Raw genomic sequence first — 11,987 nt, forward strand, 5'->3', positions numbered from 1 at the left:
GAGGAGATGACCCAAGGTGAAGAAAGAGGTTGTAGAACGGTTTATTTCGTATGCACAAATGGATACCCAATCGAATGAAGATAATGAGACTTGCCCATCCACTCCGGGACAGATGGTTCTGGCCCACAAGCTGGTTGAAGAGCTTAAGGAAATCGGTATGGAGGAAGTCCAGGTGGACGAGCATGGCTATGTTATGGCGACACTCCCTGCGAATACGGACAAGGATGTTCCGACCATTGGTTTTTTAGCCCATTTGGATACGGCGACTGATTTTACCGGAACGAATGTGAAGCCACAGATTATCGAGAACTATGATGGTCAAGATATTCTTTTGAATAAAGAGCTGAATGTTGTATTGTCCACAGCGAGCTTTCCGGAGCTGGCGGAATACAAAGGCCACACCTTAATTACAACTGATGGCACGACCCTGCTTGGCGCAGATAATAAAGCCGGTATTGCTGAGATTATGACCGCCATGCATTACCTCATTCAACATCCAGAAATCAAACACGGCAAGATTAGAGTTGCCTTCACACCAGACGAAGAAATCGGCCGCGGGCCTCATAAATTTGACGTAGCCGCTTTTAATGCTTCCTATGCTTACACTGTAGACGGAGGTCCACTCGGAGAATTAGAGTATGAAAGCTTTAATGCTGCGTCTGCTAAAATCTCAGTCTACGGCGTTAATGTTCACCCTGGTACTGCAAAAGGAAAGATGATTCATTCCGCCAAAATCGCCATGGCACTTCATCTCAGACTCCCTGCTGAGGAAGCGCCCGAATATACAGACGGTTATGATGGCTTTTATCACCTAAGCTCTATAGAAGGCACACCTGAATTCAGCAAGCTGCAATATATCATCCGCGACTTTGACCGTGAGAAATTCGAGGCACGTAAAGCTTATCTCTCAGCTGTCGTAGAAGAATTCAAAAGCATCCATGGCGAAGAGAACATCGTGCTTGAAATGAAGGACCAATATTACAATATGCGCGAAAAAATCGAGCCTGTGCGTCATATCGTCGATATTGCCCATGAGGCGATGGAGAACCTTAACATCACACCGATCATCCGCCCGATTCGCGGAGGTACAGATGGCTCGCAGCTTTCCTACATGGGCTTGCCGACACCTAATATTTTCACCGGAGGCGAGAATTTCCATGGCAAATTCGAATATGCGTCTGCGGACAATATGGTAAAAGCGGTAAATGTTATCGTGGAGATTGCTAAGCTATTCGAACAGAAAGCCTAAAGCATTATCCGCATCACTCCTTTAAAACACCAAAAATCCCTGTAGAGGCCGATCCAGACCTCTCAGGGATTATTAATGTTCTTAGACTATTCGATTAGCATCTTTCTTCCGGCGGCGCGTCCTTCCAGATCACGTTTTCTCCGTAATTCTTACCCCAATCGTACATCAATCGAAGGACGGGAAGCAGACTTTGGCCGTATGAAGTCAGGGAATACTCTACTTTTGGTGGAACCTCAGCGTACACTTTTCTTAGAACCAACTGGTCTTCTTCAAGCTCGCGAAGCTGATTGGTCAACATTTTTTGCGTGATATGAGGAATTAGCTTTTTCAGCTCGCTGAACCGCTTTGTCCCTTCAAGCCCAAGATGCCAGAGGATAATCAGCTTCCATTTCCCTCCGATCACCGCAAGCGTTAATTCCTTCTCACAGTTAATTTCCTTCAAGTTTATGCGATCTTTAATCTCGGTTGCCATTCCTAAAGTGCCTCCTCTCTCCTGTTATCATACTAACACAAAAACGAATAACCTCCTTATAGGAAGGCATTCGTTTCTGTACGTTCACTCTAAATTAGCATGCTTGCCGAACATTTGCTGATTCGTCTGCCCCGTCTTCTCCATCATTCGCAGAATAATAGCATCATAAAAGACCAACATCGTCTGTTCGAATAAAGAAGCCATCGGCTGGATCGTGCTGTAGCTTCCACTGGCCGGATCTTTTGGAGATCCCGGCAGCTTCACTGTGTAGCCCGCTAAACGTCCAACCGTCGAATCCGGCGCAATGGTAACGGCAACAACTTCTGCACCCACCCCTTTGGCTTTCTCAGCCATAGAGATCAACCCTTTCGTCTCACCGGAACCGGAACCGAGGACTAACACATCCCCCTGTTCAATCCCCGGAGTCACCGTTTCGCCTACAACATAAGCCTCTTTACCAACATGCATTAACCGCATAGCAAAGGCCCGTCCCATCAATCCAGATCTGCCCGCTCCAGCCACGAAGATCTTGTTGGACTGAAGCAGCAGCTCAGCCATTCGCTCAGTCTCTTCTTCATCAAGCTGAGATATGGAGCGCTGGAGCTCCTCTATAATGCGCTGTGCGTATTTCATTGTATCCATTGTAATCTTAAGCCTGACTAACTAGACGTTTCATTTCTGCTGCGGCAGCCTTTTGATCCGCTTCACCTGTGATGCCTCCGCCAACGATGACAAGATCAGGGTTCGCGGCGATCACTTCTGGAAGTGTGCTTAGCTTGATCCCTCCAGCGATAGCTGTTTTTGCCTGCTTAACCACACTCTTAATCGCATTTAAATCTGCAAAAGAATTTTTACCTTCCGCTTGATGGTCATATCCAGAGTGCACACAGATATAGTCTACGCCAAGTGCGTCTACTTCAGCCGCTCTTGTTTGGATATCCTTCACATTGATCAGATCAACTAGAATCTCTTTATTGGTTTTCTTCGCTTCCTCCACTGCACCTCTAATGGTAGAATCATCAGAAACACCAAGTACAGTAACGATATCCGCGCCCGCTTCCACGGCCTTCATCACTTCATATCCACCTGCGTCCATGATTTTCAAATCTGCCAACACAGTCAAAGCAGGAAAAGCCTCTTTAATTGCTTTCACTGCATGCAAACCTTCATTTATAACGATAGGTGTTCCAATTTCAACGATATCTATAAATTCGGCAACTTTTGAGACAACCTCTTTCGCTCCCGCAATGTCCACTAAATCCAACGCTAATTGTAATTTCATATTTATTTGCACTCCTCATTAATATATTTTAGTAAGTCATGTACAAATTGTAGTTCCTTACATCCCTCTAGGGAAGTAGGCACTTTATTGTGATGTAGTTACCTGGAGGATACTAATGCGCGGTTAAAGGGCTCTTTTCGACCTAAATTAAAAACGTTTTGTCATTTTTCTGTAAAAATACTGCATTTCCATGAAAGCTGTGCTAATATTACAGTTTGTTTATGAAATTTTAGGAAGTACATCATAATATAAGAAGGTGCACAATGAAGCAAAATAATCACCAGGAATTCAACCTGGTCAAACTGACCTGGCCGATTTTCCTCGAGCTATTCCTCTTTATGCTCATGGGTAGTGTGGATACTTTTATGATCAGTTCAGTGTCCGACGATGCCGTGTCTGGTGTCGGCGCAGCGAATCAGATCATTGCGATAGCAATTTTAGTCCTCAGTGTAATTGGTAACGGTGCAGCTATTGTGGTCTCCCAATATCTCGGTTCCAAAAAACCTCTGGAAGCCGCTCAAGTGACCGGCAATGCCATTACCCTAAACCTGTTAGTCGGCATTCTTCTAAGTACGTTTTTGCTGATATTCGGAGGGACGCTACTGACTGCGCTGAATGTAAAAGGGGATATCCTCATTTACGCCAAAGCCTATATGAATATTGTTGGTGGCGGTATTTTTCTGCAAGCATTAATCAATGCTCTGGCGACTACTATCCGTACTCACGGTTTCACCAAACAGACGATGGTCGTATCCTTGCTGATGAACATTATTCACGTGGTGGGCAACTACCTGCTCATTTATGGTCATTTCGGACTTCCGGCGTTAGGTGTGGAGGGTGCGGCTATCTCAACAGTGATGAGTCGATTTATCTGCCTGATCCTTTTCTTCCTGCTGCTCTACAGAGTGATGGAGGTACGGGTGAAAGTAACCTATTACATTCATCTTTCTAAAAAATACGTGCTGCAAATTCTCAAAATCGGCATCCCGTCCGCTTTTGAATCCATCACTTATCAATCATGCCAGCTTGTATTCACACTCTATATTACTTATTTAGGCGCTGAAGCTATGGCTACTCGCCAGTACGCGCTTAATATTTCCAATTATATTTATTTATTCAGTGTAGCTGTCTCTATGGGAACTTCCATCGTTGTAGGACATCTCGTGGGAGCTAGACGCCCTGATGAAGCCTATAAGCGTGTATTCACCAGTGTAAAGTGGGCGCTGCTGGTTACCGTAATAATAGATGCTGTGGTGATTTTCTTCCGGGTACCGCTATTCGGGCTTTTCACAGACAATGAGAACATCATTAGGATGGGGGCGCAGGTCATATTGCTTAGCTTCTTCCTGGAAACTGGGCGCACAACCAATCTGGTTATCATTAACTCTTTACGCGCCTCGGGCGATGCCAAATTCCCTGTATATATGGGACTGATCTCTATGGTCTGCATGAGCTTACCTCTTGGTTATTTCCTGGTGTTCCAACTTGATCTCGGGTTAGCCGGCGTGTGGATTGCCACTGCGGTGGACGAGTGGGTGAGAGCCGTCATTATGTATTTCCGTTGGAAAAGCCGAGCTTGGGAGAAACATGGACTTATTGAACACGAAGCTCCAGAACACTGTACGCCTTCCGCTACTCCCGCAGCTGTAAATTAACATGTATACTCAGAGGTTCTTTAAGGTCATATCAGATCTTAAGGAACCTTCTTTTTTATTTACGCCAACATTACATAAAATTTGAGAATGAATGAACCATTCTACGTTACAATAGATAGAACATAATTAACAAAGCTAAAGGAGAGAGCTTCATGCCGGAGGAAACCGGAATTCATGAGTTACTGACGCTCAAAACGATTGCGGAGACTTTGAACAGTTCCAATGAGCTGAGACCCATGCTCGATACAGTCATGGGCAAGCTACTTGAGTTAACCGGAAACACTGCAGGCTGGATCTTCCTGAGCGAAGAATACATGGAATATGAGTGTGCCGCTGATCGAGGTCTGCCACCTGCACTACAACGCGACAATAAACAACCAATGCAGTGCGGAAGCTGCTGGTGCCTAAGCCGCCTATGGGATGATCGGCTCGAGCATGCCGTCAACATTCTAAGCTGCAAGCGGCTCAGTAACGCCAGGCAGTATAACTGGGGCGACACGCTGGGGATCACCCACCACGCTACCGTCCCGCTGCATTCAGGTGAGCGTTACTTGGGACTTATGAATGTGGCTGCACCAGGCAAAGCACATTACGCCGACAGCGAGCTGGCTCTGCTGCAATCCGTGGCTTTGCAAATTGGCAGTGCTATTGAACGGATGCAGTTATATAGCACCGAGCAGCGCCGCGCGAATCTGTACGCCAAATTAGGCGAATTCAGCGCAGCTTTAAATCTAACCGCCAACCAATGTATCTCGCCCAGTATTCTAATCGAGAAAAGCGCCGCCCTGATTGGCGACTATTTCGATTGGCCCTTTGCAGCGATTATCGGGCAGCATGAGGGACAATTCGAAGTCCATGCTGCCTATGCGGCTAATATAACGCCGGAAACAGCCCCCTTCCAGCTCTCGGATTCTTTTAAAGTACGTCTAGGAGATATCGCAAAAGGACAACGCTTTGCGACATTAACCCCTGATGAAGAGCAGGAAATTAAGAAGTCCTGCTGTTCTGAACAACCTGTTGCGGAGCGTGTTGTGATGCTCGCTGTGCCCTTTCGGCAGATTGCCGCACAAGGTGCAGGAATTCTACTGATCACCTCACCCAAAGCACTAGCTTCCGCAACTGCGGATGGAGAGGTGCTTGAGGCTGTCGCTGAACATATTTCCGCTACATTGGAAAGTGCTCAGCTTGGAGAGAAACGCCGCGAAATTGCGCGTCTTGACGAGCGGAATCGTCTGGCCCGTGACCTGCACGACTCCGTGAACCAGATCCTCTTCTCCCTCTCAATGACCGCCAAAGGCGTGGAAAGCATGCTGAAGCAGGAGCATATCTCCCATCCTGCTACTGAAGCTGTCCGCGATATTCAAGCTTTATCCCAGTCAGCACTCAAAGAAATGCGTGCATTAATTATGCAGCTTCGGCCTGCCGGACTGGAAGCCGGTTTATTGACTGCGCTGCAGGCTCATGGCCAGCAGCTAGGGCTGCTGATACAGACGCAACGGAGCGGTGTTCACGAACTTCCCCGCAATGTGGAGGAAGGGCTGTGGCGCATTGGCCAAGAAGCGCTCAATAATGTACGAAAGCATTCCGAAACCTCTAAAGCGCAGGTATCTCTGCATCTGAATGCAGCCGAGGTGGTACTGAGCGTTGCCGACCAAGGTAAAGGCGGGGCCAAACGGCGTTCTAACACAGACACTAATGAATCTCTTGGACTGCATATTATGAAGGAAAGAGCAGAAGCTCTCTCCGGTCGTATTCATATCCACAGTGTGGAAAATCAAGGCACAACGGTTGAGGCAATCATACCTCTGCCCATCCAATCTACATGAAGTCGGGTGATTATAAATGACGATAAACTTATTATTAGTAGACGACCATGCAATGGTACGCCGTGGGCTGCAAGTATTTCTCTCCACACAACCCGATATCAAGGTTATTGGGGAGGCCTCCAACGGCCGCGAGGCACTGGAAAAAACAGCTGAATTGAACCCGGATGTCATATTAATGGATTTGCATATGCCCATTATGGACGGCATTGAGACCGCTCAAGCACTGAGGATCTCCCACCCGCAGGTCAAGGTCATTGTATTGACCTCCTTTTCGGATCAGGATCATGTGCTCCCGGCTATCCGCGTAGGAATCAAAGGCTATTTGCTTAAAGATATAGAACCAGAAGCGCTGGTAGTTGCGATCCGCAAGGTACATAACGGGCAAGTGGAGCTACATTCCGAGGCTGCCAGCCAACTGATGAATCTAATGGCGACCTCTACACTAGAGCAATTGGAACTTAATGCTTCCGATCCGAACGACCCAAACGCAACACCTGCTGCGATCACCGGATTAGAGCTTCTTACTCCACGCGAGCAAGAAGTATTAGACCTGATTGCGCTCGGTATGAGTAACAAAGAGATTGCCAGCAAGCTGGTCATCACCGAAAAAACCGTTAAGACCCATGTCAGCCACGTTCTCGGAAAGCTAAACTTAGCGGATCGGACTCAGGCTGCCATTTTCGCATTGAAAGGCGGCTATAACGCCTAGAATCAAAACTCCTCTACAACTTTAGTCTTAGACGCTCAGCACAATGGCTGAGCGTTTTTATTATGTATGTTCATTCCATGTGCTGATGTTAACAGAGGCCGATTCAACTATCATTGGTTTATAGCAATTGACCTCACATAGGAGTGGATACAGATGAAAGTGATGATCCTGACAGGCAGTAATCGAAAAGAAGCAACCAGCACGAAGCTGGCAGAACATGCTGCCCATTTCATTAGTCAGCATGGGGAAAAGGTTACCATGTTTGACCTCTACAAACGCCCACTTCCCTTTTATTCACCAGACGAGATTTACACAGAGCATGAACATTTAAACGAGCTTAAACAAGAGATGTTAGCAGCGGATGCAGTAATCTTGGTTACTCCGGAATATCACGGCTCGGTAAGTGGCGTATTAAAAAATGCGATTGATCATCTAGGCCAGGCGCATTTCAACGGTAAAGTTGTGTTATCCGCCAGTTCAGCCGGGGGAGCGGTAGGGATAAGCTCATTACTTCAATTGCAAGCCATCGTACGTAACCTGCACGGTATTAATACACCAGACTGGATCTCCATCGGCGGACTGCAACGCAAGCGGTTCGAGGTCGGGTACGACGGATACGAGGGTGGGCAAGAAATCGAAGATCGCATTCACCTAGTATTAGAAGCATTCCTGAATTTAGCCCGCAAAATCGACAGATCGGCAGGTGCTATCCAATGATCAAAGGACTATATGAAGCACATTTACCAGTAAGCAATCTTGAAGTATCCATCGAATTTTATGAGAAATTAGGTCTGAAAATGGCTTGGCGGGATGAAGAAACTGTATTCTTCTGGATCGAGGAAGGTCGGAGCTGGATTGGTCTTTGGGAAGGCCAGGAGGTTCAAACCCCATACCACCCGTCCTTGCGGCATATTGCCTTCCGTGTCACTTACGAGGACTTGAAGCAATCACTGCAATGGCTGGAATCGATTGGGGTAGAGGCTGTTCCGTTCCGCAACCGGACTTCTGTTGAGCCTTTTATCCGGGCTTATCAAGGAAATGCTTCTGTCTACTTCAACGACCCTGACGGCAACAGCTTGGAATTTATGTGCCACGTAGAGGTCCCTGAACATCTGAAGCCTATTTCAGAGAACATAACCTTAACGGAATGGGAGAAATTACTGCACAGTAAATAAAATACTCAAACAAAAAAACAGCTGCTCCCGTCCAAGGGTCCAGCTGTTTGAGTATATTAGCTTCTTCGATTACTTAATCGAAATGCCCTTCTTCATGGCCTTCATGTCTGCATTCGTATTCACAAGCGTTGGCAGTATCTTCATACTTCTAGTCATGGGAGAGTTGCATTGCCAGCAGGTAGGTACATATTGAAAGGCGAAATTATCGCGCATCCAACCTGTGCAACCTTCCTTGGTACAGGACCAAATTGCTGTGTCTTCTTGCGGAAGTTCCTCCAGTGCTTTTTTACGAAAATACATAAGTACCCCTCCTTGGATCGAATCGAGACGATATCGCTACCCTATTAGGGGCAGATTCATACTATGAAAATAAAAAAAGCTGCCCTCAACTTGTGTTAAGGGCAGCCTGATTTTTAAACTACAGTTTTACAACGTTTTCGGCTTGTGGTCCACGAGCGCCTTGAGTTACGTTGAACTCAACGCGTTGGCCTTCGTCCAAAGATTTAAATCCGTCGCCTGTGATTGCGGAGAAGTGTACGAATACGTCGCTTCCACCTTCAACCTCGATAAAACCGAATCCTTTGTCTGCGTTAAACCATTTCACTGTACCTGTTTGCATGATATTACCTCCAATATTTTATTTAACACATGTCCTTTTATTCCTACGTAGTGTACGAACAAATAAAAATTCACACATTGGAAAAGGACTCATACGCACAAATGATAACCTTTTACAATATGTGAATTAAGGGTTAAATTTATGATTGATTTCATTGTACCACACTAAATCACTAAAAGCAATGCGTATGCCTATTTAATTTTCACTCCGGCTCTTATTGCCTATAAACAGCAGCAGCCGAGCCGGACGAACACCCATGTTAGTCGATATAACCTGCCAATCCTTTATCCATCAAGTAATCCATTTCTGCATCAAGAATGGTCTCTACTGTGATTTCATCCAGCTTCACATCACGTTGGGCAGTGACATAGTCGACCAGATCATCGCTGTCGATGTCTACCTCACCCTTGGCGTTCGCCTTGGCCTTATTGATAAAGGTCTGTTCATGCTTCAATACTAAGCGGATGATTTGCGGATCCACTTTGGTTTTGGCAGATAATACATTTACTAGCTCCTGCTCATTTACTTTGTCACTCATTTTTTAAATTTCATCTCCTTACAATTATTACACAATCATTGTAGCATATTTCGCGCTTTAACGCGTCATTACGCGAAGTATACCGCGGTTTATTCACACTTTTCTTATCATCCCAGCGTCTATAACGTTCCACTTGAAGTAAGTTATTTAATAAAAACAGTTGTGAGGAACATTGACTTGTGCCAAAATATAAAAAAAGTGTTGGACCAAATGAATACTAGAAAAGGCGGTTGAATTCATGAGCTCTGTATCTACCCAGCAATTAGACACAAACAGCAACAAGGCACATCGTTATATCGAAGACGTATACGCACAGGTTGTTGCGCGTAATCCTTTTGAGCCCGAATTTCATCAGGCCGTAAAGGAAATCCTTGAATCTTTGCTTCCAATCCTCGCTGCTGAACCTAAGTATCAGGAAAATGCCATTCTGGAAAGATTGGTTGAGCCAGAACGTTTGATTATGTTCCGTGTTCCTTGGACAGACGATCAAGGTAAGGTCAGAGTTAACCGTGGATATCGTGTACAGTTCAGCAGTGCAATTGGACCTTACAAAGGTGGACTTCGTTTTCACCCATCCGTTAATGCTAGTATTATCAAATTCCTTGGTTTCGAGCAAATCTTCAAAAATGCTCTTACCGGCCAACACATCGGCGGAGGTAAAGGCGGATCCGACTTTGATCCTAAAGGTAAATCCGAAGGCGAAATCATGCGTTTTGCACAAAGCTTCATGACTGAATTGCAAAATTACATCGGTCCTGACCAAGACGTTCCTGCAGGAGATATCGGTGTAGGTGGTCGTGAGATCGGCTACATGTACGGACAATACAAGCGGATCCGCGGAGGATATCCGGCTGGCGTATTGACTGGTAAAGGTATTGGTTACGGCGGAAGTCAGGCTCGGACAGAGGCTACTGGTTACGGTACAGTTTATTTCGTAAACGAGATGCTGAAAGCAAAAGGCCTTTCTTTTGAAGGAAGCCGCGTTGTTGTTTCCGGTTCTGGTAACGTAGCGATCTATGCGATCGAAAAAGCTGTACAGCTAGGCGCTAAAGTCGTAGCTTGTAGTGATTCCGCCGGATATATCTATGACGAAAATGGGATTAACCTCGAAACTGTCCGCCGCCTGAAAGAAGTCGAAAGAAAACGGATTAGTGAATATGTGAATGAACATCCTAACGCTGTGTATACTGAAGATTCCACGCAAATTTGGACCATTCCTTGTGATATCGCCCTTCCGAGTGCTACTCAGAATGAGATTGATGAAGCCATGGCATTGAAACTGATTGAGAATGGTGTAAAAGCAGTAGGCGAAGGTGCCAATATGCCATCCACCCTTGAAGCTATTCATCAGTTCCAACAAGCTGGCGTGCTATTCGCACCTGCCAAAGCTGCTAATGCTGGCGGCGTAGCTGTATCTGCGCTTGAAATGGCACAAAACAGCATGCGGTTGTCCTGGAGCTTTGAAGAAGTAGATACGAAGCTGCATGAAATCATGGTTTCCATCTACGAACAATCTGTAAATGCATCCGAGCAATATGGACAGTCCGGCAACCTTGTTGCAGGAGCGAACATCGCTGGATTCAAAAAAGTGGCCGACGCTATGCTGGCTGAAGGTGTAATCTAAATAAATTACCGGCGCTCTAGTCACGAACGCCGACATACAAAAGTCCCCGTAACCGGTCAGTAAGAATCCGGTAACGGGGACTTTTTGTATATCTAAGCGTTCCATCCGGGGATCTTCCGCAAATCCCCGTCCCCTATCGATTGAGTACTCTCCACAGTCGTATTGGGGGGTGAAGAAGCCGTACGAATGTAACAGGAATCTATTCCTATCGTTAGTGCCCCTGCAATATCCGTACGGGGATCATTCCCGATCATGATGGCCGAACGCAAATCCGCTCCATAATGCTCAACTAAATAACGATAAAATAGCGGATCCGGCTTACTCACTCCTGCTTCGGAGGAAATGGCAATGCCATCGAATAAAGGAAGAATATTCAGCATCGTTAATTCTGCTTCTATAAAGGTTTTCTGGCCATTGGAGAGCAAAAACACCTTTTTGCCACGTTCTCTTAATGTTTGCAGAATTTCAAGCACACCCTCATAAAGTGAGATATGGATCATCGATAATGTCCGCAGCCATCTAACCGTTTCATGTAACCACGCTTGATCCGGTTCTCCACCCAATTGACGGGCCACAGAACGAAACACATCCTCCATTACGAAATCTGGATACTGACAATTCCGCGCGGCTTTGGTGAGCTGTAAATCCCTCTCCCGCAGAAATTGTGCCTGTAGCTCACTTCCCGTTATGGACATCCCCTGATATCCGAAATGGAGTGATAATCGATCCCATACCTCCGGCTTCTCCTCATCTGTCTGAATATCGATCAATGTGCCATACAGGTCGAAAATATAAGTCTCGTACATCCACCGTCTTCCTTCCTATTATTCTCTCTGTA

The 11,987-nt window shown here is 46.0% G+C and carries 14 protein-coding genes; 7 read left to right on the plus strand and 7 right to left on the minus strand.

All coding sequences use genetic code 11. The annotated features are described in order from the left end of the window. The first annotated feature begins 16 nt into the window (after positions 1 to 16). Positions 17 to 1,249, plus strand: a complete 1,233-nt coding sequence (gene pepT / locus NYE72_RS29315) for a peptidase T (protein WP_076099720.1) — start codon at positions 17 to 19, stop codon at positions 1,247 to 1,249. A gap of 94 nt (positions 1,250 to 1,343) precedes the next feature. Here pepT and NYE72_RS29320 read toward each other — a convergent pair whose 3' ends face one another. From NYE72_RS29320 to hxlA, 3 genes are all read right to left on the minus strand, one after another. Continuing rightward, the gene (locus tag NYE72_RS29320; RefSeq protein ID WP_076212601.1) at positions 1,344 to 1,721 is read right to left on the minus strand and encodes a helix-turn-helix domain-containing protein; all 378 of its coding nucleotides are present in this window, start codon (positions 1,719 to 1,721) and stop codon (positions 1,344 to 1,346) included. Between the two features lie 84 nt (positions 1,722 to 1,805). Beyond that, complete coding sequence (hxlB, locus tag NYE72_RS29325) at positions 1,806 to 2,363, minus strand: 6-phospho-3-hexuloisomerase (RefSeq protein WP_038573747.1); 558 nt, start codon at positions 2,361 to 2,363, stop codon at positions 1,806 to 1,808. Between the two features lie 7 nt (positions 2,364 to 2,370). Further along, on the minus strand, positions 2,371 to 3,003 hold the full coding sequence (hxlA, locus tag NYE72_RS29330) for a 3-hexulose-6-phosphate synthase (protein ID WP_036682127.1): 633 nt from the start codon (positions 3,001 to 3,003) through the stop codon (positions 2,371 to 2,373). A 263-nt stretch (positions 3,004 to 3,266) separates the two neighbouring features. Here hxlA and NYE72_RS29335 point away from each other — a divergent pair, with 263 nt between their 5' ends. The 5 genes from NYE72_RS29335 to NYE72_RS29355 all read left to right on the plus strand — a co-directional run bounded on the left by NYE72_RS29335 (position 3,267) and on the right by NYE72_RS29355 (position 8,368). Next, the gene (locus tag NYE72_RS29335) at positions 3,267 to 4,658 is read left to right on the plus strand and encodes an MATE family efflux transporter (RefSeq protein ID WP_038573751.1); all 1,392 of its coding nucleotides are present in this window, start codon (positions 3,267 to 3,269) and stop codon (positions 4,656 to 4,658) included. Positions 4,659 to 4,810: 152 nt separating this feature from the next. Continuing rightward, a complete protein-coding gene (locus NYE72_RS29340; protein ID WP_038573753.1) occupies positions 4,811 to 6,484 on the plus strand; it encodes a GAF domain-containing sensor histidine kinase in 1,674 nt (557 codons plus the stop codon). 16 nt (positions 6,485 to 6,500) lie between these two features. Continuing rightward, on the plus strand, positions 6,501 to 7,193 hold the full coding sequence (locus NYE72_RS29345) for a response regulator transcription factor (RefSeq protein WP_038573755.1): 693 nt from the start codon (positions 6,501 to 6,503) through the stop codon (positions 7,191 to 7,193). A gap of 153 nt (positions 7,194 to 7,346) precedes the next feature. Beyond that, positions 7,347 to 7,910 carry an NADPH-dependent FMN reductase gene (locus NYE72_RS29350; protein ID WP_038573757.1) on the plus strand — a complete coding sequence of 188 codons (564 nt, stop codon included), beginning with the start codon at positions 7,347 to 7,349 and terminating at the stop codon, positions 7,908 to 7,910. Next, entirely contained in the window at positions 7,907 to 8,368 is a 462-nt protein-coding gene (locus NYE72_RS29355; protein WP_036682137.1) for a VOC family protein, read from the plus strand. Before NYE72_RS29350 ends, NYE72_RS29355 begins: the two co-directional genes overlap by 4 nt. 69 nt (positions 8,369 to 8,437) lie before the next feature. Here NYE72_RS29355 and NYE72_RS29360 read toward each other — a convergent pair whose 3' ends face one another. The 3 genes from NYE72_RS29360 to NYE72_RS29370 all read right to left on the minus strand — a co-directional run bounded on the left by NYE72_RS29360 (position 8,438) and on the right by NYE72_RS29370 (position 9,525). Next, positions 8,438 to 8,668 (minus strand): cold-shock protein, encoded by a 231-nt coding sequence (locus tag NYE72_RS29360; protein WP_036682139.1) that lies wholly within the window; start codon positions 8,666 to 8,668, stop codon positions 8,438 to 8,440. Between the two features lie 118 nt (positions 8,669 to 8,786). Then, complete coding sequence (locus tag NYE72_RS29365; protein ID WP_019914790.1) at positions 8,787 to 8,987, minus strand: cold-shock protein; 201 nt, start codon at positions 8,985 to 8,987, stop codon at positions 8,787 to 8,789. A 259-nt stretch (positions 8,988 to 9,246) separates the two neighbouring features. Then, the gene (locus NYE72_RS29370) at positions 9,247 to 9,525 is read right to left on the minus strand and encodes a hypothetical protein (protein ID WP_038573758.1); all 279 of its coding nucleotides are present in this window, start codon (positions 9,523 to 9,525) and stop codon (positions 9,247 to 9,249) included. Between the two features lie 238 nt (positions 9,526 to 9,763). On the opposite strand from NYE72_RS29370, the gene gdhA reads away from it, so the two are divergent. Then, positions 9,764 to 11,149, plus strand: coding sequence for an NADP-specific glutamate dehydrogenase (gdhA, locus tag NYE72_RS29375; protein WP_036682144.1), 1,386 nt, complete (start codon positions 9,764 to 9,766; stop codon positions 11,147 to 11,149). Positions 11,150 to 11,241: 92 nt separating this feature from the next. Here gdhA and NYE72_RS29380 read toward each other — a convergent pair whose 3' ends face one another. Continuing rightward, positions 11,242 to 11,955: an HAD family hydrolase gene (locus NYE72_RS29380; protein WP_038573759.1), complete on the minus strand. Its 714-nt coding sequence runs from the start codon at positions 11,953 to 11,955 to the stop codon at positions 11,242 to 11,244. Positions 11,956 to 11,987 lie beyond the last annotated feature (32 nt).

It is taken from the genome of Paenibacillus sp. FSL L8-0333, from assembly GCF_037965665.1.
GTDB lineage: Bacteria > Bacillota > Bacilli > Paenibacillales > Paenibacillaceae > Paenibacillus_AQ > Paenibacillus_AQ odorifer.